Below are 25,429 nucleotides of genomic sequence, written 5' to 3'. Positions count from 1 at the left end.
TACCAGTATTGCAAACTTTTTGTTTATTGGAAAACCCTCCGCGTCATCTGCCGTGCACGATTTCTGTAGAATTATTCAGGTAGCTGCCGTTCGGGTACGTGGAATTGCCCCCGGGGCTCAGCTCGGTCTCGTTGTCGGAGGGCTCGGGAGGCACGTATCTTTCGAACCCTGTGTAGGCGCTGATCGACTTCGAGTCGAAGATCCTGTTTCCATCGTCGAGGCCGGCGAACACCGGGTTATCTTTGTAGTAGTAGTTTGACAGGGTATACAGGCTCTCGTTTCTCGACCAGAATTTGCCGTCCGGGGAAAAGTACAGCTGCATCGGCCTCTTGCTCAGCTCCCCATCCCGGATCACCATAACGTCCCGGCTGTCGTTCGTCAAAAACCTGTCATCGTGGTATACCTGCAACATCCTCGTATAATTCGCGTCGAAGTCGGGCAGCGATTCCAGGTACCTGAAGGCGATGTAGTCCGAGAGGACGTAGGTCGAATCTGTTTTCAGGTTGTTGAGCAGCTGGATACTGTTCGTTTCCTCTTCGGTAACGTAGAACGTATAGAACGGCCTTTTCACCAGCGGGTTATCCAGCGCCACCCAGTCGTTGGACACGGAGAGGACGACCCATATGGCGAAGAGCAGGATAAGGAACGGCTTGATGTTCTGCTTTGCCTTCGTGAACAGGTAATAGAGGCCAATTGCCGCCACTATGCCGACGAACAGGAACGTGTACTCCTCGAACCTCTGGAAGTTGAAGTTGCCGGAGAGCTTGTTAACCAGCATCAGGGGCCCGGGAAAAGCGACGGGTACCAGCAGCAGCCCTTCCAGGCACAGGATCTTGACGCCCGTGCTGATCTTCTTGTGGCTCAGGACGATCAGCGTCGCGATGATGACGAACAGGATGGTGGGCGAATACTGGAGGTAGTTGAACAGCTCGTTGAGCGGAGCCGTGTAGATCGATTTGGTGAACGAGCCTATCGGGGCCTGCATCAGGATGTTGACGATCAGCGTCCGGAGCAGCTCCTGCGCGTTGATCACCCAGTACAGCAGCGTCAGGGCGGAGGCCAGAATCAGATAAGAGTAGGTAATGGGCGATTTTTCTCCCTTCGCGAAGATGTGGTAGAGCAGGTACATCAAGAACAGCATGACCAGCACGTACGGTATCGAGACGGTGTGGTAGATGATGATGGCCAGCGTCGCCAGCATTGCCAGCGCATAGTACTTGAAATGTCCGGCGCTCTCCAGCAGCAGCCAGAACAGGACGATGAACAGGAACGAGCACATGGAACGAGGTATGGAGTACATCCCGTAGGTGATGAGGATGGGGTAGAAGACCACCACTAACGCCGAAAGCAGCGCGATTTTCTTATTGTTCAGGAGGCGATCGGACACCAGGTAGATCGCCGGGGGCACGAAGGCGAAGATGAGGCCGCAGGTGATGTAAGCGATCTTGTTGACCGGCAGCGATAGCCCCGTGAGGAGCAGCAGGTAATCGCAGAGAATGTGCCACAGCGGGAACGGTATGTAGATTCCAAATGCCTCTGTCACGTAGCCCGAAGCCAGCAGGTCGTTCATCAGGCGGGTATGGTCCAGGATGTCGGTGTATCCTACGTAGTAATAATACTTTAGCGTAGCTCCCCACAAGACGTTCAGCATCAGGAACATAATCTGGAGGAGCAGGAGGACAACTGATGTGTCAGTGTGCTCCCGGAGCAAAATTTCCAGCAGGATCACTGTGGCCAGAGCAGAGATGGCAATATAATACAGGATGGTCCTTTCACTGCTGGCCGCCAACAGAAGAATGGACAGGCCAAAGAGGATGATGTAAAGTAAGGTCAGCGTTTTCATCGGCCTTTCCTTCACCGCAGAGATCACGTTCGCGTAAGCCATGGCCTATGCACCTATTATTTCGATATCTTCGGGATCTGCCCTTTTGATGAAGACGGCATAGTAGATCAAGGGCGCAGAGATCATGGGTATGGCAAGGTATATGCCGAGCATCGTCAGGTTGATCAGCCCGAACAGAGTCGGGACCGTGACCCCCAGCAGCCCGGCGACCGGCAATACATATATCAGCGCTTTCCGGACGAAGTCGTAGTTGGAGGTTTTCTCCCATATGATGCGGGAGATGCGAATCACTGCTTTAACTTTGATACACAATACCGCTATAATTATAATTAGTATTACATTATAAATATCAAACGATAGCTGACCAATCATCTGCATAATAATATACTACACATTATTATATTTAATATTTTTCGCTCAGTCGTATGCCGCATGTACCCGGGTATACTGGCCTTCAGGCTTTCTGGTAGCTTTCCTTTTCCAGCATGCCCCTGACGTATGGCATAATTTTCCCGCTGACGTGGATCTCGTCCGCGGCAAACTCGTCCTTGATGAGCCCCTGCTCGTCGGCCACCACGGAGTAGATGTTGATGTACCTGTATCCCCGGGCCTCGCAAAACGCCTTCAGCTTCTGGTTAAAAGCATAATTTATGGGGCTGCGGACCTCGGGAGGGGCGAGGAAGGGATAATTATTCTGGAACTCGCTAAACAGCTCTTTTTTGATCTTATCTGTCGCATAGGGTGGGTACCGGAAGATCTGCTTCGAGGCGGGGAGCACTCCGTAGACGATGAATTTCACGCCCATGCTGCTTAGCTGGGCGAGGACTTCGCCGTAGTTGGCGATGGTCCGGTCCATCAGCTCTTCGATCGAGATCTTTCCATGGCTCTTCATGTGCTGGTTGTAGAAGTGCACCCGGCAGTCGATCTCCCCGAAGACGAGGATGACGATGTCTTTTTTACGATCTATCCTGTCAATGATGTCGAAGAGCTTCTTGTTCGACTGCACCGTGCTATTCTTGTTGACGAGATTATACGCGGTTGCCGGGCCGATGTTGTGGACTATGTAGGATCTTTGCCTCTTGAAGGCCCAGGAGTGGCTGTCCCCGATGACGTGGATCAGCGGCGTGCCGAAAAGCCTGGAAAGGGCGTACGAGTACAGGTGGTTGAGCCTCCTCAGGGATATCTCGGCGTCAGTGGTGACTTTGTATGCCAGCAGGTAGGCGATCCCTCTGCCCCGGGCAACCTCGACTGCGGTCCTGAAATAATCCTTAAGATCTATGCGAATCCCGCCGCCATTATATTATATTTCTCATATTATTAATAACTAACTATTCAAATATATGCTTTTCAATCGCTGCATGCCACATTGCCTTGATGGGGCGGCGAGTCTGACCCGGTCACACTGGCAGCATGCAATGCTCGCCCGAGAAGCAGCAGGTGCAGAAGGCCTTGAATTACAATTATATAGTAGTTAATATAATGGTATAGTTGATATTTATCATGACTCTGGCTGTCGGAAATTACTACGGCAAGCTGAAACGCGGCCTGTACGATCCGTTCTACAAGAACTCCTTTTTCATGGTCATCAACAAAGGGCTGGGAGTGGTTTCAGGCTTCGTCTTCTGGGCGCTTGCGGCCAGGTTCTACACGGTGAACGAAGTAGGCAATGCCGTCGTCCTGATCTCCGCCGCCTCGCTGATCATCGCCTTTTCGATGATGGGGTTTGACATCTCCCTCGTGCGCTTTTTCCACCACTACGACAAAAACAAGGTCTTCAACACCTCGCTGGTGGTCATGGTATTTACGGCGTTCATCATGGGTGTGGCATACGTGCTGGCCGTCAACTATGTCGCCCCGGATCAGGTATGGCTCCAGTCACCTCTTTATGCGCTTATCTTCCTGGTCTACATCGTGCTCAGCGCCATCGGCCTGGTCAATTCCCAGACCTTTATCGCCATGAGGGATGCCAAGTACACGTTTTTCCAGAACGTGCTCTACTGTTCCAAAATTCCCTTCCTGTTCTTCCTGACGTTCATGGGGTTCTTCGGCATCTTCAGCGCCAACGTCATTTCTTACATCGTAGCCTTCATCTTCGTGCTCCTGATCCTGAACAAGTTCGTGAAGGTCGACCTGAGGGTCGATCTAGAATACATCAAAAAAGCGTTCAGGACCTCATCCCGCAACTACATCGCCAGCATTCTCTATAATGCAGCCTTTCTAACCGTACCGCTCATCATCTCCACGCGGCTCGGCGAAGCCGACGCAGCCATCTACTACATGGCCTTTACCGTAGGTAATTTCCTCCTCCAGATCCCCATCTCCCTGAGCACTTCCTTCTTCGTGGAAGGCGTCTACGGGGAGAACCTGAAGAAGAACTTTATCAAAGCAGCGCTCAGCGTTTACTCCATATTGATCCCGGGGGCAATATTCTTCTTCCTGTTCGGCAGCTTCATCCTCGGCCTGTTCGGGCCCCTCTACGTTGCCGGGACGAACCTGCTGTACCTCGTGGTACTTTCGAGCTTCCTGTACACGTTCTATTCCCTGTTCATCCCCGTCCTCAACATCAGGATGAACGTCAACACCATCATCCTGCTCAACGCCATCCTCTTCCTGGCCCTGCTGGGGCTTACCTGGCAGCTCACGGCCATCTGCGGCATCGAGGGGTTCGGGTACGCGCTGGTACTCACCTTCCTCCTCGTGGACCTGGCTATCCTCTTCTTCGCCCGGCGGTGGAAGTGGGTCTGACGGCCGGGTGGCAGCGCGGTATATTTCAGCCGGTTGAATAATAATAAGTTATATATAATAATAAATGATTAATTTTAGTACTAGGGTATTTGCTTGACGACCGAACTTATAGATGACAAGCACCTTTGGGATGACTTCGTCGAAGCCAGTCCTTATGGTTTACTATTTCATCGATGGGACTTTTTGAAGCTGATAGAAAAGCACTCCGGCTACCAATTACTGCCATATGGCGTTTACCTGGGAAAGGAACTCATCTGCGTGTTTCCCCTGTTCCTGCGTAAATATCTCGGGCTGAAGATGGTCTTCTCGCCGCCTCCCCAGACCGCGGTCCCGTATCTCGGGCCGGTGATGGCGCCAGCCTACGATACGATCAGGCAGCGCAGCAAAGAAAACTACATGTCGCTGGTGGCGGGCGAGATCGAAGAGCAGATCAGCAGGATCTCCCCCGGCTACGCGCATTTTGTCACAGTGCCCGGGCTGATGGACATCAGGCCTTTCAAGTGGAACGGCTACACTGCCGAGTCGCTGTTTACCTATACTATCGATCTGACCAGGCCGGCGGACGATATCTGGCGGGGCTTCGGGAAGGACTGCCGGGAGCGCATCAGGGACTTCTCAAAGGTCAGCTTTACCCAGGAGGAATCGGATGATCTGGGCACCTTCTATCGCCTCTCCAGGGAACTGTACGGCCAGCAGGGCCTCAGCCTTCCTCTGCTGGGCCAGCCGTATCTAGAGGAGGTCATGCGGCTCTTTCCCGACAACCTGAAAATGTACTTCCTGAAGAGGGAGGGAGAGATCGTCGATATCGAAGGCACCTACGCCTACAAAGACCAGTTCAAGCTTCTCTGGGGCATCTCCAACGAAAAGTACCGGGGGCACCAGGAATATCACACATGGGACCTGATCAGGAAGGCAAAAGACCGCGGGTTCAAGGAGTTCGAGATCGTCGGGGCGAACACCCGGCGTATCAGCCACTACCAGTCGAAGTTTAACCCGTCCATGAGCCTGTACTTCTCCGTCCAGAAGATGAACGCCATCGGCAGCATGGCCAGGTGGTCCTACCAGAACCTGGTCCGGAGACAGCCGCTAAAGGCACGCGCTTCAGAGTGATATCCGCTCTTTTGGGAACACTACGATCTGGATTATTTGACAATAAGGGGTTGTTTACTATCAAAGTGCTTATCCTCGTTGATCACCCGGCACAGATTCACCTGTACCGGAACCTGGTCTGGCAGCTGCAAGAGCGCGGGCACAAGGTGAAGATCGCCGCCTGCGTCAAGGAAGTGATGGTCGATCTGCTCGACTCCTACGGCTTCGACTACGGCGTCCTGTTCAACAACGAAGGCGGACCGCTGTACAAAAAGGCCATGATCGCCGCAAGGGGCGAAATTGAGATGCTCAGGCTGACGGCAGGCTTCCGCCCTGACATCTTCTTCAGCGCCACGTCGGAGATCGTCGCTCCCGCGAGGCTCGTCTTCAGGAAGCCTCACATCGGCATCACCGATACGGAGCACGCCAGCATCTCGAACACTTTCGCCTACCCTGCGACCGACGTTATCCTCACGCCCTCCAGCTTCAAGTCTGACCTCGGGGCCAAACAGGTCCGGTTCGACGGCTGCAAGGAGCTCGCCTACCTGCACCCGAACCACTTTAAACCCGATCCGGCAGTGCTGGAGGAATTGGGGCTGTCCGAACGGGACAACATCTTCATGGTCAGGTTCGCCGCCTTCAACGCAGGCCACGACGTCCGCAGCCAGAAGTTTGCCGCAAAATACGTACCGCAGCTGATAGACAAGCTCCAGCGGCACGGTGAAATTATCATCTCCTCGGAAGTGCCGCTGGACGGCAGCCTCAAAAAGTACCAGCGAACCATCAGCCCTGCGAAGTACCTCGATCTGATGGCCTACTCCAGCCTCTACGTCGGAGAAGGCTCCTCCAGCGCCAACGAAGCCGGCATCCTCGGGGTCCCGTCCCTGCATTTCGAGCGGCTGTCCGACGGTAAGCAGACCTACGGGGCAACGGCCATCTGCGGGATCATGGCCGAACTGCAGGATAAATACGGGCTGATCTACAGCTTCCACGAGGAAGAGAAACTATTGGCAAAGCTCGACGAGATCCTGGCAGACCTCGGGAAAGCCAGAAAAGACTGGATGGCCAGGCGGGAGCGGTTTTTGCGAGACAAGATCGACGTCACGTCCTTCCTCGCCTGGTTCCTGGAAAACTACCCGGAAAGCATGCAACAGGTCAGGCAGAACCCCTCGATACAGCACAACTTCAAGTAAGCTGTGCTGTGCATCCTTTTTTCTAACTTTTTTCTAACTGTATAGTCATTCCTGAAACTTTCTGTACAGTTCATGTGCCAGGGTGTTCGCCTTTTGAACGCCTGCATTCGCAGGCGTTCTGGAAGGCGATTTATAGACGATCGCTGCGCTGTGCCAGGGACACAGATTTCACGGATTGCACAGATTGGCACAGATGATTAACTGAATAAAAATAGAAGTACGGGAAGCCTTTTTCCGATTATTATAGATGATCCTCTGTGTTCCATGAAAAATTGGTGGTCAGGGAGGTGTTGAGAGGTCGGGGAGTAGGTCAGGGAGTTCCTGGGAGTTTAGAGAGGACACGTTCAAGCCGGGAGGTCAGAGAGGTCAGGAGGTCTGGGAGGGAGGTTATGTGAGGCACCCGGAGGTCCGAGAGGATAGATTTAAGAAAATCCTCTCTAACCTTTCCACACGCCCCATCCTCCTCTCTGACCTCTGACCCTCTCTAACCTCCCAGCTTGAAAATCCTCCCTGGACTCCCGGGACCTCCCCTACCTCCAGGAGTTTTTCATCGGCTTAACTTGAAAAACCTGTTTTCATGAGCCGAGTCAATTTGTGGCCTCTGTGCAATTTGTGTTCTGTATACAAGGGACTGCTTCCAGTCGGTCACAGCGCAGCGTTCGTGTATGTTCGCACGAGAATTTGCATGGGCTATACTCCCCACGACTTGATAGGGCACAAGTCCAAAAAGTTACAGTAAAGACTATACTCTACGACATTCCTGGCCCGGTTACGCCGACAGAATGTTTTCGACCTCGCTCTGGATTCCGGTAACTGGCCTCTCGTACCCCGCTATTTCGCACGTTGCCATCGCTTCGTTCAGGGTCATCTTGTTGACTTTCTTAAGGGCGCTCAGTATGTGTGTGATCCGCTTTTCTATGACATTACCTTTGATCATCCAGTATCCGGGCCTGTTTTTCCCCACCCTGGGAAAGCGCTCGTCAGAGATGTCGATAGGATGGAAGTAAAATACTGTATGGCCCCGTTTAAGGCTTTGCTTCAGCCCCTGCATGATGATGTTAGACCCGAGGAACCGGAGGATAGGCCCCCCGTAGGCCGGTATGTTTAAACCTGCCTCGAAGCGTGCCCACGGGAACTCCACAATGTTCCGCTTCATGCCCACGCTCAGGCTGTTCCTGTTTGGGTAGTAGGGGATGGTGGTAACATCATCCACGGGGCTGCCAGTTTTATGGAAAAACGAGTTGACGTTCACAGATGAATCATACTTGAAGCCGATTTCCTCCAGGGCATCGATCATCCACCCGGCGATCAGCGCGTTAGGCGCCCGGTACCCGGTGACCTTCTTCCCGGAAGCTTTTTCCAGCATCCGCTTGGCCACTAGCGTGGCCGCTTTGAACTCGTTGATACTCATCATAGGGGCTTTCGTCCGGGGGTTGATAATACAGGGGTGGCGCAGGCTGTGGCAGGCGATCTCGTGGCCCCGCTCCGAGATGGCTTCCACCAGCCCCGGATAGTGATCTACCACTTCCCCGACGACGAAGAAGGTGGCTCGAATGTCATGTTCCTCAAGGATCTCGAGCGTCCTCATCGTCGGGCCGGTGAGGTAGTCGTACCGGTCTGTCCACCTGTTGAAAAAGTCTACCGTATCCTTGTACTCAGAATAGGGCGACCCACAAACCGACGGTACGTGATACCAGTCTTCTACATCGACAGTGATTGAGATACTCTGGTCCTTGATTATATTACCCCTCTGGCTCGACCAAAACGGGAAATGGCAGTCGCGTACCCATGGGTCGTGTAATAAGCTTTTATATAATATTACTACTATTTATATATTGTTATAATTATTCATACGGTTTCATAAAATTGGCACGCGGACTGCAGGGCGGTATATCCGAATATAACTACCACATTAATGCTATGGTGTTTGGGCCATGTTCCGGCGGCACATAAGTGCTTCTTTGTTAGTCCTGTATGTCGGTACCGCAGGATTTATAAATAAATTATTATATAACTATAATACAGGTATCGATCTATGACAAAGGGCTTAGGCTATGATTAACAGAATTTTGGTCTTATCGCCTCATACTGACGACGGGGAGATCTCCGCCGGGGGCTCCATCGTACGGTTCATCGAAGAGGGGAAGGAAATCTTCTACGTGGCCTTTTCCAGCTGCGAGAAGTCAGTCCCGGACAACCTGCCCCGGGACACCCTGATCAATGAGTGCATGGAGGCAACCGCAGAGCTGGGCATACCCCGGAGTCACAACATCCTGCTCGACTTTGACGTGAGGGAGTTCCACCGGTACCGGCAGGAAATTCTCGACGCCATGATCAACATCAAGAAAGACACCGAGCCCGACCTGGTAATCACCCCCTCCTCCTTCGACACCCACCAGGACCACCAGGTCATCTACAACGAATCCCTCAGAGCCTTCAAAAAATCCGCCTCGATCTGGGGCATGGAGCACCCCTGGAACAACCTGAACTTCAGGACCGACATCTTCATCGAGCTCGCCGACCGCCACGTCCTGAAGAAGGTGGCCGCGCTGAAAAAGTACGGCTCCCAGAGCCAGCGGGACTACTTCAGCCGGGAGTACATCAACGCCCACCTCCTCACCCGGGGCATGAACATCGGGGCTCAGTACTCGGAGGTGTTCGAGTGCATCAGGTTAAGAATGTGAGGCCAGAGGTTCAAAAGTGAGATTGCAAGACGATCGCTACGCTGTGCGTTTCTGATTGCTCAAACTGCGTGAGACAGCAAGACGATCGCTGCGCTGTGCGTTTCTGATTGCTCAAACTGCGTGAGACAGCAAGACGATCGCTGCGCTGTGCCAGATCACAGATTACGACAGATATGACAGATTGCACAGATTACTATTTTATATATAAAAGGAATAGTGTGAGCCCTCTTCTTTTAGATTATCAATTAGCATCTGTGAAATCTGCACAATCTGTCACAATCTGTGATCCTGTATGCATGGGACTGCTTCCAGTCGGTCACAGCGCAGCGATCGTGTACGTTCACGAGCACAGAAACAACATGGTATGGGGTACCAGTGTAATCAGAAGCCAGCACAGCGCAGCGTTAGTGTACGTTCACGGGCCCAGTGAGCGGGCGATATTCATTAGCTCTTAGTAATCTCTCGCTGCTTGCCGCTCGATCGGTAACTATATTATATATTATATTATATAATTTTGATATAGTAACCACTCTCAGGAGATTTTTCTCATATGGTCCGAGTTTTAACCGCCCATCAGCCGCTGTACATGCCCTGGCTCGGGTTTTTCCAGAAGGTGTCCATGAGTGATACTTTCTGCCTCTGGGACGATGTACAGTTCACCAACGACTCCTTCATCCACCGGAACAACGTCAAGACTCCGAACGGCCCGACCATGCTGACCGTGCCCATCCACATGGACGACTTCAAGAGCAAGACGATCAAAGACATGACTATCGATCGCAATCAGGCATGGCGCGCCAAGCACTGGAACACTATTCTGACTGCCTACGAGTCCAGCGCCCCGTACTTCGAATGCTACCGGGACTTTTTCGAGGACGTCTACAAGCGGGACTGGGAGAAGATCATCGACCTGGACGAGCACCTGCTGAAGTACCTCTTTAAAGAGCTAAAGATCAATGTAGACTACGTGAAAGCGTCCGATCTCGGCTTCGAGGGGAAGAGAAACGACCGCATCCTGGACATGTGCATCAAGATGGACTCCGACCTGCTGATCTTCGGCCAGAGCGGAGAGACTTACGCAGATCTGACCAAATACCGCGAGGCCGGGAAGCTGCTGCACTTCCAGAAGTACAAACACCCGAAATACCCGCAGCTCCACGGGGCCTTCGCTCCGAACATGTCCGTGATCGATCTACTCTTCTGCTTCGGGGAAAAATCCCGGGACATCCTGGAGAGGGGCAACCCGACCCGGCGGGAGCTAATCAACAAGTACCTGTCCAGCAATTAAAAAACTCTTTTTTAAATTTTGTCTTTAACCCATTCCGCTATCTCTCTGCCCGAGGCTATCCACGCATTTCTGCCCCGGCAGTACTCCAGGATCTTTTCATAGAACTTCACCCAGTCGCGCAGGTGGCTGTTGTTAAACGCGTCGCTGTGCCACAGCACGGTCAGTACGCCCCCGCACTGTTCGACGCTGTCGATGAGGCTCCCTGCAATCTCCCACTTTCGGCCCATCGGAATCCCCGTGTTCATCAGCGTAAAGTCAGCCAGCACCAGGGGCAACTCTACTATATCGATCTCCCGGCCGTCCCGGGCATCATGGGGCTTGAAGGGGTGGCATAGCCCGTTCTTAAAGCCGGCGATGCGGTTGTTGCCGATGGTGGTGTCGTACCTGAAGCCCGCCTGCTGCAGGTAGTCCCAGGTCTCCGGAGTTTTGAACTGCAAATAATGGTTCCTGTAACCGGTGACGGGCCCGTTAAACACTTTCTCCAGCCTGCGCTTCTCCGCCCGGATCTCGGCCGGGCTGTCGAACGCATAGTAGCCTCCGTGCAGCCCTACCTCGCAGCCGCCGTCCGCTACGACTCCCAGCTCGCTCCCGAGGTCCTCTATGTTGTACCGGAACCTCAGCACATCTCTGTCGGTGGCCATGAAGTAAAAGGACGAAGTGGCATCATAGCGCCGCTCGATCTCCATGATCTCCCTGAAATTGATGTACGGGCTGAACTTTTTTCCCTTCAGCCTCCAGAAAAGGTGCATTTTCATGCCCTCGAGGTCTCCCCTGGTCAGGCTGCTGGCGGAGGAAAGGGCCGTGTGGCGTAGGGGAGGGTAGATCTCGTCCACATCGTGGGTGAGACATACGGCGAATCCCTTTCCCTCCGGGTACTCCAGCGAGAAGCCCTCTTTTCTAAGGTACTCGGACATGTACGGCTGAGTGAGGAAACGGTCTCCGATGACCTTGCGGACGCTCTCGTATTCCTGGTTCAGCGTGGCGACGCCCTTAAACGAGAACTGGTCCCAGAGGTCCTGGTTCTGCCGGAGCACTTCACTTACATGACCAGCCATCTGTTATCGTGCCCCGGTAGCGGAATTCCTGGATGAGTTAACTCCTTTCACAGTAGCATTGACTACTTTTGGCGTAGTGTTCGCCGGCTGGTCCGTCACGTTGATCCAGAGCCGGCACTCCTGGTAAGGTGTCGCCATGTTACCATCGGCGTACAACAGGAAGTCCAGCTTCATCCTGGTACCCAGCCTGTCTGGCTTGATCTGGGCGGTCTTTTCCAAGGTCTGATTATCGCCTAACACCACGTGCTCGGTGCTCAGCACCGTAGTCGTGTTGTTGTCTTTGAGCTGGATGTGTATGTCATAGGCCATGTCTCGCTTCTCGTGGTTGGCGATGCAGAGGATGACCGGCTGCTGGCTGCCCGGCCCGAAGTCCGACGGGTATCCGCTGGTGATGTGGTCCGGCCCCAGAAGGTAAAATTCGGTGTACTGATCTCCCTGGCCGGGCACTAAGACGAGGTATGAGATAGTACCTGCAGACAGCAGCAGCGCAACCACAATCGCCATGCCGAAGGCTTTGTCGACAGAGCTCTTATCTCCCCACAGCAAAGCCCTGGCGGTATTAAGGATATCCGGGAAGTACAGCTCGTCGTCCTGTACTTTAAACCGGCTTCTCATCGCCACCAGCGAGCACGCGATGGTGAATACTGTGACGCAGACCAGGATGGGATCGAGGCGCACTCCCAGGGGCGTATAGTTCAGCACCATGCCGATCAGGGGGACGATTATGATGCTCAATGCTACCGACATGGTCATCCGGGCAATGTTTCCCATCTCCTTTTTCCGCGGAAACATGGCGGCGACCATGGCGTACCCCGGTGCGAACAGCGTTACGGGGAAAGCCAGGGCTGCCCTGAAGATGCTGTCGCTGAAGTAGGGCGTGTAGGTCAGCACGATCATCAGCACAGATAACAATATGATCAGATACAGGTCCAGGATGAATTTACCCTGAAATTTTGTCCGGATATCCCTGACAAATCCGAAATTCTCAATGCTCCACATAGCCATGGTCCGGCCTCGGTCTTAGCCTGCCCGCAGACGCTGCCCGGCCGGCGGTTAAGCTGCAGATATAGAGTTAAGTATCGCTTGATATATTATAAAGTTTTTTATAATACTCGATATATAGCATATCGTAGATGTACGGGCGATTACGCTAAAAAGGAAACTTAACCGGCTTATTGTGCCATAATTGTTTGCCCGATCTCCAGCCGTGCCCGGAGCTCTTTTGCCGTGTCTTCGGAGATGTCCAGGTCTACCTTGTTCAGGGCGACGCCGAGCAGGCTTCCGGCTCTCCTGAGCTCCTCTATGGTATGGTACCTGGTCGCCTGCCCGAAGATGCGGTCCACAGGCACCTGCTGGGCCAGCGCGCAGATGGCGCACATCAGGTCGAAGTCGTTCGCCCGCCACAGCTCCCGGCGGTCGATCTTGAGGCAGTCGACGATGTAGAGGCGGCCGTCCGAATACAAAAAGTTGTCCAGCTTGATATCCCCGTGGAAGACGCCGGTGTCTTCCATCGTTTTCAGCGTCGAGAAGACCTGGCCGATCACCTCGTCGGTCAGCTCAACTCTGGAAAGCGGTACCCCTTCTATGAACTGCATGACCAGGACGTAGTCGTCATGGTTGAGCTTGTGGGTTCCGAAAACCTCCGGCACGTTCACCCGGCGGTTTTTCAGCATGATCAGGGAATTGCGCTCGAACTCGATCATGTCCTGCGCACCCTCGTGGCCATCGAACGCCAGAGTAGCCCTCTCCGCCAGCACGCCCAGGTTCCGCAGGATGGTCATATACCGGTGCATAAGGGCGCTGCGGTCGTTGATGATCTTCGCCATGAACTTCTTCGGCTGCTTCGTCTTCCTGTCCACGCCCTCGACGATGCAGGGGATGGACATCCAGTACGAGCCTCCGGCCAGCCGAATCTTTATCTTCTTCAGCCCATACTTCCTCTTGAACACGTACATGATCTGGGCTTTGCGGAACACGTTCAGGTCGTCCCGGGAGATGTCGTGGATCCAGTCGATAAGCCTGCGCCTGATGCTGGTGTGCAGGACCCTGTCTGTCGCCCTGACGATCACGTAAACAATGGCGATAAAGGCCACCATCACGGCCTCCACCACCGTGACGTTGAGGACCTTGTAGGCAACTTTCCTCAGGGAATCGTTCCAGGCGCTCATGTCACGCGCTACAAGGCGTCGCTATCCTAAATATGTAGTGGCGATGCTTTCACGATGCTATCCTCATAATTCGAGGAATTCATTGTCCTGTTAAATAATGTTCTCCGGTGCCTCCGAAACCTCCCTGTCTGTCAGGCTTGCGCACACGTACCGGGGAAAATGGGAGGTTGGGGAGTGCCCGGAGGTCCGGGAGACTTTTTTCAAACTGGGAGGTCAGGGAGGTCAGGAGGTCTGAGAGGAGGAAGGTGAGGGGCAGGAGGATGGGAGAGGAAAAACCGGCTATCCGGAATCGCCTTGAGAACGCCTGCGAATGCAGGCGTTCAACAGGCGAACATGACGATACTATATATTATTCAAGACAGCACTTTCGAGGGTCATGGTCTGCGCTTCTATACCGGGTTCCCCAGCTCCTGCCGCAGCTCTCTGGCCTTTTCCGGGGGCAGGTCTATGTCGACCTTGCTGACGGCGACGTCCAGCATGGTGCCGGCATACGTTAGCTCGTCCTCCGTAAAGTGGCGCCTGGCGAGGCCCATCACGGTGTCGACGGGCGCTTTCTCGCACAGCGAGCACAGAGCGCAGATCAGGTCGAACGCCTGCGCGACGGGGAGGGTCGTGTGCCCGATCTTCAGGCAGTCTATCAGGTATACTTTTCCGCCGGAATAAAGGAAATTATCCAGCTTGATGTCCCCGTGGATGACCTTGCTGTCGTGCATCTTTTTCAGCGTGGCCAGCACGTCGGAAATTTCTGCCGTGCCCAGGGTGACATCCGACAGCGTCTTCCCCTCGATGAACTCAGTCACCAGCATGTAGTCCTCTTCGTTCAGGCTGTGCATCCCCATGACTGCAGGCGAATTCACCCCTTTCTCTCTCAGCCGGTCAAGGCAGTGGCGCTCGAAGCTGGCCATATCTCTGGCACTATCGTACTGCTCAAACCAGAATTCCACCCCGCCGGCAATTATGCCCAGGTTGCGCAGCATGGTCATGTACCTGTGCTTGACCGCGCTCTGGTCGTTGATGATCTTGGCCATGTATTTTACGGGTCTGCCGTCTTTTCTGCCTTCGACGACACAGGGGATCGAGAGCCAGTAAGATCCGCCTGCGAGCCTGATTTTTATCTTCGAGAGGCCGTACTGGCACCGGAAAATGTACCTGATCTGGGCTCTCCGCAGCCTGCTCAGCTTGTCCCTCGATATGCTCCGAAGGCTGTCTATGAACCGCCTCTCTACCCTGGTCCCGAGGATGCCGTCGATGATCGTGGTTACCATGAAACAGGCAGCTATCAGGGATACCAGGATCGCCTCTACGACCCTGTTCATGAATATGTAGTAAGCAATCTTTCTCGCCAGCCGGTCCGGCGACTGGCCGAAGGCATCCTTCGTTTCACACTGTGCAGCGCTCATACCGGTCAATATCATTTTACCGTGCGTACGGTTAAAGCGCGCCAAATTAAAATCAGGAAACCGCTTCGATGCTCTATTTAAATATTCGATGCAGTACGTCGGGCTGAGGGATCCCGCAGATTTACGTATCATCACAATTATATAATTAGTATTAGATATTGAGAGATAAGTGTTATCTATGTCAATGTACATAGAAGCTATTCTGGCATGGGTGTGATCGATCGTGTATACGTCGTTTATCGGGCTCTGCATCGACCTGGACCGGGAAGACCGGCTGGTTGAAGCCCTGACTAATATAGATAGCGTCGAAGAGGTGTACACGATGATGCAGCCCTTCGACCTCTTTGTAAAAGTCCACGCCGAGAACATCAAGAAACTGGAAACTACCGTACAGGAGATACTCAACCTGGACGGAGTCCAGAGATCCTTTAACTTCCTGACCGTGCAGCAGAAAAAAGGGTAAGATCTGCTCCTGCCGGGTCACTTTCTCTGCCAGGCCCGGCATCCAGCCGGACAGCTACCTTGCGCATCTGTCTGTTCTCATAAATCCGCCTTCCATGGCCGATGCCGCCAGGGTCGTGTACAGGCCGAGGACTCCGGTGAACTTCGGGTCGGGGCGCCTCCACTTTTTCAGCCGCTCCTCGATGACCCTGGCAGCCTCGTCCGGCCCGACTTCTTTTCCCTTGATGCCTGCGAGGTCCAGGCGCCGGCCCGGAATGTCGATCCTGATGAGGTCGTCGTTCTCCACGATGGCGAGGGGCCCGCCATCCATCGCTTCCGGCGATACGTACCCGATGCAGGGCCCTCTTGAAGCGCCGGAAAACCGGCCGTCCGTGATCAGGGCTGTAGTAGTGCACAGCTCCTTGCTGGAAGCCAGCGCTTCCGTCGGGTAGTACATCTCCGGCATGCCGCAGCCCTTCGGGCCTGCGTACCGGATGACGATGACGGAACCTTTCTTGACGTCACCGCTCAGGATAGCGTCTCTTGCTTTGAGCTCGTCCTCGAAAACGATCGCCGGGCCCGTGTGGCAGAACATTTCCTTCGGTACTGCCGCATACTTGGTCACGGCATGATTGGGGGCTAAGTTCCCGTGCAGGATGGCGAGCGAGCCCTCCCCTCTGGGCTTCGAGGCCGGGTATATCACATCGTCCGCGCTGACCTTATAGCTCTCGAGATGCCTGCGCGCATGCTCAAAGAAGTGCTGGCGCTCCATCTCCTTCAAATTTTCTCCCAGAGTCTTACCTGTGACTGTCATCACATCCAGGTGCAGGTGGTCCTTGATTTCTCTGATGATGCCCTGGACGCCTCCCGAGTACCAGAACAGAATGGCCGGGTGGCACCCGCTGGGCCGCACGTTGAGAAGCATCGGTATCTTGCGGTTCAGCTCGTCCCAGAGCTTCGGGTGAAGCGTTATGCCGACTTCCCGGGAGATGGCCGGTATGTGCAGCAGTGCGTTGGTCGAGCCGCCGATGGCCGCGTGTACCATGATGGCGTTCTCGAACGCATCCCGGGTGAGGATGTCTTTAGTCTTCATGCCCTCGTCCAGCATTTCTACGATCCTGGAGCCTGCTTCCTCCGCCTTATGCCGGATAGCGGCTACGAAGGCCGGCATCGAGGCTGCTCCGGGAAGGGCCAGTCCCATGGCCTCAGAGAGAGCCTGCATCGTGTTGGCCGTGCCCATAAATGAGCAGCAGCCTTCAGTGGGGCACGCGCTCCGCTGAAGGAACCGGTACTCTTCCTGAGGTATCTCGCCCCGCTTGAGTTCCGAGTAGATGGTGCCGACCTGCTCCAGGGTAAACATGCCGGGTCCTTCCATCATGGTGCCTCCGGGCACGTGGATTGAGGGGGCGTCGTGTATGCGTGCCGCCGCCATCAGCTGCCCCGGTACGCCTTTGTCGCAGCTCGAAAGCAGCACGATACCGTCGACCGGCTGGGCCTTCCAGTGCACTTCGATCATGCTGGAGATAATCTCGCGCGAGAGCAGCGAGTAGTTCATCCCTTCGGTGCCCTGCGCTATGCCGTCGCACATGTCCGTGACGTGGTGATGGGCAGGCTTGCCTCCGCTGGCATAGATGCCCTTTCCTGCCATGTCCGATAACTCCTTCAGGTGGTAGCTGCCGGGCAGCGCATCGCCCCAGACGTCCTCGACCAGAATCTGGGGCTTTTCCAGATCTACCACTCCCCAGTCCATAGAAAGTTTCAGCGGATCAATTTCCGGGCCGCGATTTCTCAAATCCTGGCTTCTCATAAATAATAAATTAACTTATATATTTATTTAGGTGGCGCACGTGGGTGCGATAAAATAAATTCAACAATATATCGATAAATGGCAATTTTTTGGAAATATTAGGAAAAGATTTAAGTACCATATCCAAGATATTGCTTTTGCTGATTGATGTATCGCTACGTTATGCATCGATACATGACACAGCGCATCTACTGTCGAGGCTTGAGCATGTTAACCACCGAAGAGATCCACAGGCTTGTTAAGCTCAAGGAAAAGGACAAAGAAGCCTTCTACCGGCTTCTCGAGGATATCCGGCAGGCACACCCGCTGGACCTCCTGTTATCCTACAAGAAATTCAAAGAGTATGCGCCCAACGTATAGCCGGGCGCCCACTCATTTTTAAACTCCCATCTGTGATCTTTATATACACGTTTACACAATCACACTCTGATGCCTATGGTGGACGTCGCAGTCATTCTCGGTTCAGCATCTGACCGCCCGATCGCGGACAAGGCGATCGAGGTTCTCGCCAAAAACAACGTTTCGTACGACCTGCAAGTGCTCTCGGCCCATCGCAACCCCGACGAGCTCGACGCTTACGTCAAGGGAAGCGATGCAAAGGTCTTCATCACGATCGCAGGCCTGGCGGCAGCGTTGCCCGGCGTCGTAGCGGCCAGGACCAAAAAGCCGGTCATCGGCGTCCCGGTCTCCGCCAAGCTCGGCGGGCTGGACGCGCTCCTCTCCATAGTCCAGATGCCCAAAGGCGTCCCGGTCGCCTGCGTCGGCATCGACAACGGTGACAACGCCGCACACCTCGCCATCCGCATCTTACAGAGGTAATTTCATGGATCTCACCAAGCTCAACATCTGGTATGTCAAGGCTGCCTACGTAGCCTTAGCCGCACTACTCATGATCGGCGCTATAGTATCGGCCATCAACGACCAGCAGTACCTGGTCCTCGTCTTCATCGTTGCGGCATCGGTGGTAATAGTGGCGGGATCGCTGTTCTTCTCGTACCTGTTTAAACAGCAGAAGATCAACGAAGTTAAAAAATTGTAGGGCCTTCGGCTCTGGTTCACCCGACGTTTAAAGGAAGGATCGCGGATAGCCCAATAAATGGTATATACATTCATATCTGGCGTACGCTCTGCGTGAATATGCAGGGTGACGCCAATGACCTGTCGACAAGAGTTAGTATGGTATAAAAAATCTATTTTGTTTAAAAAGCGGTTGCGCAGATCATATTCATATGCCAGCACAACCGGGCTTATCTCCCTCTCTTTGTTGGGGCTACCGCGATCCTTCCTTTAAACGTCGGGACAGCCAGAGCCGAAGGCTCTAAAGGGGGCCTTCGGCCCTACAATACGTCTTCGTCATCTCCAGCAGCGACCTCGACGGCCTCGTCGAAGAATTCTCTGCCCTCTTCTTCCACGTCCTCGTCGCCTCCTCTGGCGACGGCGGCCTCAGACGCCAGCGGGGTCATCTTCTGTTTCTTGGCCAGGCAGAAGTAGTGGGAAAACGCTTCCATACTGTCGATGACAACCAGTTCGTTCTTGTGGACTGCGAGCGGAATGTACAAGTGAAAATCACCGTCCGTGGTGCTGTATAGGTTGTAGTTTAAAGCCTTTTTGGCGACCGGCCTTCGCATGCCTGAAGCCATACTAAAAATAATAGGCCTATTATATAATTTTATCGGCCGGAAACCGCCAGGGGGCTATATTCCCAGTACTGTGGGGCAACCGGCCGGGGAACTTGCCAAGATTTAACTTCTGGAACGTCAAGAGTATAGCCATGAAAAAAATCCTGGAAGACTTCTCCCACGAGAAGGGCCTGCACTGCGATACCTCGTCCCTGCGGGACGTCTTCGCACACGCCGGCTATGGTTTTCCCGAACCGTTCTTCTTCGGGATCGGTGAAGGAATCGGGTTTTATTATCGCGATGGCAAAGATGGCAAGCCTCCTGTGGCCTCAGGGAGAACGGGTGTACTGGAGATCGACCAGCGGGCGTGCCGGCTGCTGGGCTGCGACCTGAAGATTTCCACATCTGCAAGCCCGCGCAGAGCCCAGGAGACGCTGGCATCGATGCTGGCAGAAGGCCGGCCGGTGATGCTGCACGCAGATCAGTACTACCTCAAGTACTTGCGTAGCTCTTCACACTTCGGCGCATACTCCCTTGTGGTCGCAGGCATCGACGATGAAGCAGGCACTGCGCATATCGCAGATCACATGCGGGACAGCCTGCTGGAGATCCCGCTGGCCGAACTGGCCGAGGCCAGGGCATCGGCTCACCGCCCGTTCCCGACCAGGCACCGGTGGTTCAGGTTCGACATTCCTTCTGAAATTAACATAGATGGCAAGCTCGTGATGGGCGCCATCGGCCGCAACACCATGGAAATGCTCAACGCCCCGGTCCGAAACTGCGGCGTAGGTGGCATCTACTATCTCGCCAATTGTATGTACCGGTGGGAAGAAAAGTACAGTAAAAAAGAGCTCGACGATGCCTGCAAGATCCTCTACAACGCCATCGCCGGCCCCGGCACAGGCGGCAGCTGCTTCCGCTACCTCTACGCAGACTTCCTCAGTTACGCAGCCAAAAATCTCGGCCTCGACAGCCTCGCCGAAACCGCAGACGGCTACAGCAGAGTAGGCACCATGTGGTCTCAGGCCGCCAAAGTGCTGGCCGAAGTCCCCTGCGGGTGCTCTGCCCTGACCGAGGCCGCCGACATCCTCCAGATCATCGCCGCCCGGGAGCATGAGCTGCAAGTTTCTCTGATGACCGCGGCCAACCTCTGCTGCCGCCGCAGGTAAACCACAGCGGCACGGCTCCTTACCCTGGCAACTACGGAGCAGATGTTCTAATCACGGCGGCACGGCGGCACGGAGACAATTCGAGAAACGATGGCAGGATGGTTATTTGAACCACGGCGGCACGGCGGCACGGAGACAATTTGTACCTGACTAACAGGGCTCCTTTTTTATTGGTTCACGGCGGCACGGCGGGCTGACGGCACAGAGACAACCCTTCTATTGTTACTATGCTTGAGAAACCAGGAATCCCTACAGAAAGTAGTTTATCGGTCATGAGATCATAATGATATACCGACTGAAACACCTGGCCAGTAAACCGTTTTTGGTTAAGGGGCTGTCTCCGTGTCGCCGTGGATCTAAAAAAGAGTTCAGTTTTACTGGTTCGCCATTGTCTCTGTGTCGCTGTGCCGCCGTGGTTCTAGTTTTTCTTTCGGTAATATTGATACCAATATGTCTCTGTGTCGCTGTGCCGCCGTGGTTAGAACATTTGATTTCCAGCTGTCAGAATGATAAGCCGTGCCGCCGTGGCTTATTTTTAAAATCGGCATACTGCACTCTGTTCCATCAGGAACCAGAAAGGCTAAATGGTATGCGACCATCCTTACCTCCGCAAAGATGGGTAATGTTTTTGAGTTGTTAGATACCCGTATACGGGACGCGCTCTCCGAGCTGGGAATGACCGAGCCGACGGGGACGCAGCAGAAGGCTCTTCCTGCAATTTTGAGCGGGGGCCACGTTCTTTTAATTGCGCCGACGGGCACGGGCAAGACGGAGTCAGCCCTGCTGCCGGCGTTCGACCTGCTGTTGGGGATGGGCGCAGACAGCCGGGACGGCATTAAGATTCTATATATCACGCCGCTGCGGGCGCTTAACAGGGACATGATGAAGAGGATGAAGTGGTGGGGCCACCGTCTTAATTTAAACATCGACGTGAGGCACGGCGATACTACCACTCATGAGCGGCGGAAGCAGGCGCTGAAGCCGCCCGACATCCTGATCACGACGCCGGAGACGGTGCAGGCGATGCTGATGGGCAGCCGGATGAGGGAGAACCTCAAAGGCCTCGCCATGGTCATCGTCGACGAAGTGCACGAGCTGGCCTCCTCGAAGAGAGGTACTCAGATGGCCATCGCCCTCGAAAGGCTGGGCCGCTACACCGAGTTCCGGAGAGTCGGCCTGTCTGCCACAGTGGGCACCCCGCAGGAAGTCGCGAAATTCCTGGCGGGCACCGACAGGGAAGCGCAGATCGTCCAGGTCGCGCTGGCCAAGTCCCTCGATTTCCACGTGACCTACCCTGAGACCATCGACAGCGACAAGCCTCTGTCTAAGCGGCTTCTTACCGACCCGGACATCGCCGCCCAGGTCCGGACTATGATCGACATCATCAAGCGGAACCGCTCCACGCTGATGTTCGTCAACACCCGGCAGTCGGCCGAGGCGATCGGGGCCCGGTTCAAGAAGATCGGGGAAACGATCGCGGTTCATCATGGCTCTCTATCCAAGGAGGCCCGCATAGAGGCTGAGGACTCGTTCAAGGACGGCAAAGTCAACGCTTTAGTATGCACTTCCTCCATGGAGCTGGGCATCGACATAGGCGAGATCGATCACGTCGTCCAGTACATGTCTCCCCGTGAGGTTTCCCGGCTGCTGCAGCGCGTCGGAAGGGCGGGCCACAGCATCGGTGAGACTTCCAGCGGCACCATCATCACTATCAACGAGGACGATTCCGCCGAGGCATGGGCGATCTGCCGCCGGGCCTCCGCCGGGCAGATCGAGAACATCGACCTGTACAAGAAGTCGTACGATGCGCTGGCCAACCAGATCTGTGCCATGGCCCTGGAGTACGGGGATATAGGTGCGAGCGACGTCTACGAGACGGCCCGCAGGGCTTACCCGTACGCGCAGCTGACGAGGAAGGAGTTCGATCGGGTCATCCAGCAGCTGGTCGAGGAGCGCCTCATCTTCCTGAGCCCCGAAGGCGTCATCGGCCGGAAAGTCAAAACCCGCACGTACATGTACGAGAACCTCTCCATGATCCCGGACGAGAAGCGCTTCGATGTCTTCGACGTGATCACCGGGCGGATGATCGGCACGCTGGACGAGGCCTTCGTCGTCAACTTCGCCGACGTCGGCGCCATCTTCATCACCAAGGGCGATATGTGGCGCATCGTCGAAGTCACCGAAGACCGGGTCCGAGTCGAGCCCATCGAGAACCCTCAGGGCGAGGTACCCTCGTGGACCGGCGAAGAAATACCTGTGCCATACTCAGTGGCGATGGAAGTAGGCGCCATCCGGCGGACCGTGGCCGAGATGGCCGGCTCGCCGGAGGCTGAAGTGGTCCGGTACCTGACGTCCACTTACCCGACAGACGAGGTCACCGCGAGGTCTTACGTGCAGTACGTCAAAAAGCAGGTGGCGGGTAACTTCCCGGTCCCTTCCGATCGGCTGATTACGGTGGAGGAAGAGGAACGGACGATCATGATCAACGCGTGCTTCGGCCACAAGGTCAACGAGACTCTGGGCAGAGTCGTCACCGCCCTTCTCGCATCCCGGTTCGGCAGCGGGGTGGCCATGGAGATCGATCCGTACAGAATCAAGCTGGAGCTGCCCAAGCGCATCAGGGCAGCAGACGTAGCGAAAATGCTGGCCGACATCCAGCCCATCTTCGTGGAGCCCATCATCGAGAAGACTCTGAAGAACACGCTGATGCTCAAGTGGAAGATGGTCCACGTCGCCCGCAAGTTCGGCGCCCTGTCCAGGGACGTCGACTACGAGCGCATCAGCATGGACAAGCTGCTGAACGTCTTCGAAGGCACCCCCATGTACGAAGAGGCGGTCAACGAGATCCTGCACGACAAGCTGGACATCGACGATGCCATGCAGGTACTGGAAATGATCAGATCCGGGGAGATCAAGGTGCTGACCGGCAGGCTGAGCCCTATCGGGGACGCCGGCTTCACCGGGGGCAGAGAGCTGATGGCGCCGGAGTCCGCCGATCGATCGATCGTGCTGGCGCTGAAGGAACGGATCATGAACGACCACGTGATCCTCTTCTGCCTGAACTGTAAGCAGTTTTCCTCAAAGAGGAAAGTGAAGGACGTCGAAGAGCGCCCGGTGTGTCCCCTGTGCAACTCGAGGCTGATCGCCGCGCTCAAGCCCTGGGAAAAGGAGGAAGCGGACCTGGTGAAGAAAGCGGCCAAGAATAAGCTCGGCGAGCCAGAAATGGTGAAAGTAAAGCGGGTGTACCGCAACGGCAACCTGGTGCTGTCCCACGGGCGCATCGCCGTCATCGCCCTGGCGTCGAGGGGGCTCGGCCCTGAGTCTGCCGCCCGGGTCATCGGCAGGCAGCGCGAGGATGAAGAGGACTTCTACAGGGATATCCTCAAGGCCGAGCGGGACTACGTGCGGACCCGCCGGTTCTGGGCTTAGGCTTAGGCTTAGGTTAGGCTTAAGGGGGTAAAAAAGATCGCCCGGAAGGGCGATACTTGATTTTTTTTAAACAGCTCTCTGCCGGTAAGGCAGGCTTTACGGCATTGCGGCAGGCGATACGACTGGCGTTGCCGTCGGGGAAACGATCGGCCCTCCGACTACTGGAGCCCCTGTGGTGTTGTTGGCGACGCCGGCCAGCATCTCGTTAGGTACTTCCCTCATGCCCTCGGAAGTGTTGATGATGCTGGTATTGTTGCCGCTCCTTATTTCCGGCCACGGGGTGACGGTAGCGTCCATGCTCATGTTCTGGGCGTCGACGTCACCGGCCATGGGCACGGTGGTAACTACCGCAGTCGGCGTCACAGTCGCCACAACTTTGGGTGTCACTGTCGCATTCATCCCGGGCCCGCTAGTGCATCCGCTGAGTAACGTGACCGCCGCGATCATCGCCAGCACGGCGATTGCAATGTATCCACTCTTCATAGATTCTCCTCCTTAGAAAGCAATTAAATTACGACTATATTTTCATTAAGAGATTTTTATATAAGTATATAAATTGTGCTCACGATAAAAGCAGAATGGGTCCCATAATAGAAGATATGGCTGTTATCGCCATATATAGCAACGGAAAAAAGTTAGTGTAATATGGGATGTGCCCTTGCTGCCCGGATGGTGGTACTGAGTCAGGTACCGATCTTCAGCGGCTCGCATACCTGCCGCAACGTGGCGATGGCCGAAAGGGCAGCCAGGAAGCTGGTCTTCGGGTTCGACCGGGAGGGCACGTTTTCCACGACGGTGTGCAGTTCACCGAACTCTCCACGAACAGCGATCTCGTGGATATTTCGCTTGATCGTGGGATCTACGACCACACGTACCAGCGTCCGCTCGAAGCCGATGCCTACCAGGCTCAGCGAAGCTGCCACGTTGACATTGGCCGGGAATTCCTTGATGGCGACTGCTGCGGGCCCGCTGAAGATCTCCGTGGGTTCGGTCATGCTGTCCACGTCGATGTTATTCCTGACTATAAACGGTGCGCCTCGCAGCCCGTCCCTGGGCTTCCTTGTCGTAATAGTGACGCTGTCGATCTTGCAGACCGAAGCCGCCTTTACCCCGTCCAGGCCGCAGATGGCACCGGAAGGCAGGTAAATGCTGCAAGCGTGCTCTTTGGCCATGTTCCTGATCGTTTCCAGCAGCTCTTTATCCGCCAGCGCGCCCACACTCATGATCATGACGCTTCTGGACTTAGAGAGCGCTGCGATGGCCACCTCTTTGACGGCAGCCTGCGCTGCGGCCTCCACCACGAAGTTGGAAGCCTCGACCAGTTCCTCTAGCGGCAACACCCTGGGCTTCGACTTCAGGGACGCGGCAAAGCTGTTGGCCTCAGCCAGATCCCTGTCGTAGATCGCCTCGAGCTTCGCGGGCACCGTGCCATTATCGATGGCCCTGGCAATTTCCTTGCCAATCGCCCCCGCGCCTACTATACCGATCCTGAACATGTT

The 25,429-nt window shown here is 54.9% G+C and carries 23 protein-coding genes; 11 read left to right on the top strand and 12 right to left on the bottom strand.

What is annotated here, in order from left to right; translation table 11 throughout:
• Positions 1–43 precede the first annotated feature (43 nt).
• The 3 genes from ACPLPM_RS16140 to ACPLPM_RS16130 form a co-directional block, all read right to left on the bottom strand.
• Positions 44–1,885: a hypothetical protein gene (locus ACPLPM_RS16140; protein WP_424357795.1), complete on the bottom strand. Its 1,842-nt coding sequence runs from the start codon at positions 1,883–1,885 to the stop codon at positions 44–46.
• 3 nt (positions 1,886–1,888) lie between these two features.
• Entirely contained in the window at positions 1,889–2,134 is a 246-nt protein-coding gene (locus tag ACPLPM_RS16135; RefSeq protein WP_424357794.1) for a hypothetical protein, read from the bottom strand.
• Positions 2,135–2,297: 163 nt separating this feature from the next.
• Entirely contained in the window at positions 2,298–2,849 is a 552-nt protein-coding gene (locus tag ACPLPM_RS16130) for a hypothetical protein (protein WP_424357793.1), read from the bottom strand.
• 494 nt (positions 2,850–3,343) lie between these two features.
• On the opposite strand from ACPLPM_RS16130, the gene ACPLPM_RS16125 reads away from it, so the two are divergent.
• The 3 genes from ACPLPM_RS16125 to ACPLPM_RS16115 all read left to right on the top strand — a co-directional run bounded on the left by ACPLPM_RS16125 (position 3,344) and on the right by ACPLPM_RS16115 (position 6,870).
• Positions 3,344–4,588 carry an oligosaccharide flippase family protein gene (locus tag ACPLPM_RS16125; RefSeq protein ID WP_424357792.1) on the top strand — a complete coding sequence of 415 codons (1,245 nt, stop codon included), beginning with the start codon at positions 3,344–3,346 and terminating at the stop codon, positions 4,586–4,588.
• Positions 4,589–4,771: 183 nt separating this feature from the next.
• The gene (locus ACPLPM_RS16120) at positions 4,772–5,698 is read left to right on the top strand and encodes a GNAT family N-acetyltransferase (protein ID WP_424357791.1); all 927 of its coding nucleotides are present in this window, start codon (positions 4,772–4,774) and stop codon (positions 5,696–5,698) included.
• 50 nt (positions 5,699–5,748) lie between these two features.
• A complete protein-coding gene (locus ACPLPM_RS16115) occupies positions 5,749–6,870 on the top strand; it encodes a DUF354 domain-containing protein (RefSeq protein WP_424357790.1) in 1,122 nt (373 codons plus the stop codon).
• A 769-nt stretch (positions 6,871–7,639) separates the two neighbouring features.
• Here ACPLPM_RS16115 and ACPLPM_RS16110 read toward each other — a convergent pair.
• Positions 7,640–8,458, bottom strand: a complete 819-nt coding sequence (locus tag ACPLPM_RS16110) for a polysaccharide deacetylase family protein (RefSeq protein WP_424357789.1) — start codon at positions 8,456–8,458, stop codon at positions 7,640–7,642.
• A 466-nt stretch (positions 8,459–8,924) separates the two neighbouring features.
• Between ACPLPM_RS16110 and ACPLPM_RS16105 the strand changes: the two genes are divergently transcribed.
• The gene (locus ACPLPM_RS16105) at positions 8,925–9,554 is read left to right on the top strand and encodes a PIG-L deacetylase family protein (RefSeq protein WP_424357788.1); all 630 of its coding nucleotides are present in this window, start codon (positions 8,925–8,927) and stop codon (positions 9,552–9,554) included.
• 550 nt (positions 9,555–10,104) lie between these two features.
• Complete coding sequence (locus ACPLPM_RS16100; protein WP_424357787.1) at positions 10,105–10,842, top strand: WbqC family protein; 738 nt, start codon at positions 10,105–10,107, stop codon at positions 10,840–10,842.
• A gap of 11 nt (positions 10,843–10,853) precedes the next feature.
• Here the strand turns inward: ACPLPM_RS16100 and ACPLPM_RS16095 are convergent, their stop codons facing one another.
• The 4 genes from ACPLPM_RS16095 to ACPLPM_RS16080 form a co-directional block, all read right to left on the bottom strand.
• Positions 10,854–11,897 (bottom strand): polysaccharide deacetylase family protein, encoded by a 1,044-nt coding sequence (locus tag ACPLPM_RS16095; RefSeq protein WP_424357786.1) that lies wholly within the window; start codon positions 11,895–11,897, stop codon positions 10,854–10,856.
• Between the two features lie 3 nt (positions 11,898–11,900).
• Positions 11,901–12,902, bottom strand: coding sequence for a DUF1616 domain-containing protein (locus tag ACPLPM_RS16090; protein ID WP_424357785.1), 1,002 nt, complete (start codon positions 12,900–12,902; stop codon positions 11,901–11,903).
• Positions 12,903–13,069: 167 nt separating this feature from the next.
• Positions 13,070–14,065, bottom strand: a complete 996-nt coding sequence (locus tag ACPLPM_RS16085) for an RIO1 family regulatory kinase/ATPase (protein ID WP_424357784.1) — start codon at positions 14,063–14,065, stop codon at positions 13,070–13,072.
• 389 nt (positions 14,066–14,454) lie between these two features.
• Complete coding sequence (locus tag ACPLPM_RS16080) at positions 14,455–15,465, bottom strand: RIO1 family regulatory kinase/ATPase (protein ID WP_424357783.1); 1,011 nt, start codon at positions 15,463–15,465, stop codon at positions 14,455–14,457.
• A gap of 223 nt (positions 15,466–15,688) precedes the next feature.
• On the opposite strand from ACPLPM_RS16080, the gene ACPLPM_RS16075 reads away from it, so the two are divergent.
• Positions 15,689–15,928 (top strand): Lrp/AsnC ligand binding domain-containing protein, encoded by a 240-nt coding sequence (locus ACPLPM_RS16075; protein ID WP_424357782.1) that lies wholly within the window; start codon positions 15,689–15,691, stop codon positions 15,926–15,928.
• 54 nt (positions 15,929–15,982) lie between these two features.
• Here ACPLPM_RS16075 and ilvD read toward each other — a convergent pair whose 3' ends face one another.
• A complete protein-coding gene (gene ilvD, locus ACPLPM_RS16070) occupies positions 15,983–17,713 on the bottom strand; it encodes a dihydroxy-acid dehydratase (RefSeq protein ID WP_424357781.1) in 1,731 nt (576 codons plus the stop codon).
• Between the two features lie 207 nt (positions 17,714–17,920).
• Between ilvD and ACPLPM_RS16065 the strand changes: the two genes are divergently transcribed.
• The 3 genes from ACPLPM_RS16065 to ACPLPM_RS16055 all read left to right on the top strand — a co-directional run bounded on the left by ACPLPM_RS16065 (position 17,921) and on the right by ACPLPM_RS16055 (position 18,752).
• Entirely contained in the window at positions 17,921–18,073 is a 153-nt protein-coding gene (locus ACPLPM_RS16065; RefSeq protein WP_424357780.1) for a hypothetical protein, read from the top strand.
• 75 nt (positions 18,074–18,148) lie between these two features.
• Complete coding sequence (gene purE / locus ACPLPM_RS16060) at positions 18,149–18,532, top strand: 5-(carboxyamino)imidazole ribonucleotide mutase (protein ID WP_424360001.1); 384 nt, start codon at positions 18,149–18,151, stop codon at positions 18,530–18,532.
• 4 nt (positions 18,533–18,536) lie between these two features.
• Positions 18,537–18,752 carry a hypothetical protein gene (locus ACPLPM_RS16055; RefSeq protein ID WP_424357779.1) on the top strand — a complete coding sequence of 72 codons (216 nt, stop codon included), beginning with the start codon at positions 18,537–18,539 and terminating at the stop codon, positions 18,750–18,752.
• Positions 18,753–19,050: 298 nt separating this feature from the next.
• Here the strand turns inward: ACPLPM_RS16055 and ACPLPM_RS16050 are convergent, their stop codons facing one another.
• Complete coding sequence (locus tag ACPLPM_RS16050) at positions 19,051–19,353, bottom strand: hypothetical protein (protein WP_424357778.1); 303 nt, start codon at positions 19,351–19,353, stop codon at positions 19,051–19,053.
• A 92-nt stretch (positions 19,354–19,445) separates the two neighbouring features.
• Here ACPLPM_RS16050 and ACPLPM_RS16045 point away from each other — a divergent pair, with 92 nt between their 5' ends.
• Positions 19,446–20,501 carry a BtrH N-terminal domain-containing protein gene (locus ACPLPM_RS16045; protein WP_424357777.1) on the top strand — a complete coding sequence of 352 codons (1,056 nt, stop codon included), beginning with the start codon at positions 19,446–19,448 and terminating at the stop codon, positions 20,499–20,501.
• Between the two features lie 615 nt (positions 20,502–21,116).
• Positions 21,117–23,930 carry a DEAD/DEAH box helicase gene (locus ACPLPM_RS16040; RefSeq protein WP_424357776.1) on the top strand — a complete coding sequence of 938 codons (2,814 nt, stop codon included), beginning with the start codon at positions 21,117–21,119 and terminating at the stop codon, positions 23,928–23,930.
• Between the two features lie 96 nt (positions 23,931–24,026).
• Here ACPLPM_RS16040 and ACPLPM_RS16035 read toward each other — a convergent pair whose 3' ends face one another.
• A complete protein-coding gene (locus tag ACPLPM_RS16035) occupies positions 24,027–24,413 on the bottom strand; it encodes a hypothetical protein (RefSeq protein WP_424357775.1) in 387 nt (128 codons plus the stop codon).
• A gap of 200 nt (positions 24,414–24,613) precedes the next feature.
• Positions 24,614–25,426, bottom strand: a complete 813-nt coding sequence (locus ACPLPM_RS16030; RefSeq protein ID WP_424357774.1) for an aspartate dehydrogenase — start codon at positions 25,424–25,426, stop codon at positions 24,614–24,616.
• Positions 25,427–25,429: the final 3 nt, after the last annotated feature.

It is taken from the genome of Methanocella sp. MCL-LM (assembly GCF_049676595.1).
Classification (GTDB): domain Archaea; phylum Halobacteriota; class Methanocellia; order Methanocellales; family Methanocellaceae; genus Methanocella_A.
This window is presented reverse-complemented; position numbering and strand designations above follow the sequence as displayed.